This window comes from Vibrio sp. R-1 (genome assembly GCF_035615595.1).
Classification (GTDB): Bacteria; Pseudomonadota; Gammaproteobacteria; order Enterobacterales; family Vibrionaceae; genus Vibrio; species Vibrio cholerae.
The window spans coordinates 1-502 of sequence record NZ_WPDC01000301.1 but is presented as its reverse complement, the minus strand read 5'-3'; the positions used below and the strand labels follow the sequence as shown (position 1 = coordinate 502).

Below are 502 nucleotides of genomic sequence, written 5' to 3'. Positions count from 1 at the left end.
ACTAGGAGGAAATATGAACATCAGTGAAATGGATAGCTTCGATGTTACAGGCTTTGTTATCCGTACTAATAATGCGGATGAGGTATCACCATCTACTGCAAAAATCGGAGAACTTTGGGCTAGGTTTTACGCAAATGCGGCTCCAAAGCTAAATGAAAAATCAAAAGTTTTTGGTTTGTACACAAACTACGAGTCTGATTTTACAGGGGCTTTTGACGTTATCGCTTGCTCGGATACATTATCACCAGAAATATTACCAGACTCAGTACAAGTTACTGTTGCTTCAGGTAAGTACGTGACTTTTTCTGCGACCGGTGAAATGCCACAAGTAGTTATCGAACTTTGGGGTGATGTGTGGCGCTACTTCGGCTCTGAAAGCTGTCCTTACAAACGAGCTTACACAACAGACTTTGAATATTATAAAAGTGCAAGTGAAGTCGAAATCTCTATCGCTATTAAATAGTTACATAACAAACGCCTCAAGCGGGACTGTCAACGCGTG

The 502-nt window shown here is 41.0% G+C and carries 1 protein-coding gene; it reads left to right on the top strand.

Annotation, left to right across the window (positions count from 1 at the left end; genetic code table 11):
• Nucleotides 1-13: 13 nt before the first annotated feature.
• Nucleotides 14-463: a GyrI-like domain-containing protein gene (locus GOU96_RS18230; RefSeq protein ID WP_001026799.1), complete on the top strand. Its 450-nt coding sequence runs from the start codon at nucleotides 14-16 to the stop codon at nucleotides 461-463.
• The last annotated feature ends 39 nt before the right edge of the window (nucleotides 464-502 follow it).

Excerpts from the sequence above, each read along its gene's own strand:
- GOU96_RS18230 (WP_001026799.1), top strand. The coding sequence starts at position 14 with ATGAACATCAGTGAAATGGATAGCTTCGATGTTACAGGCTTTGTTATC.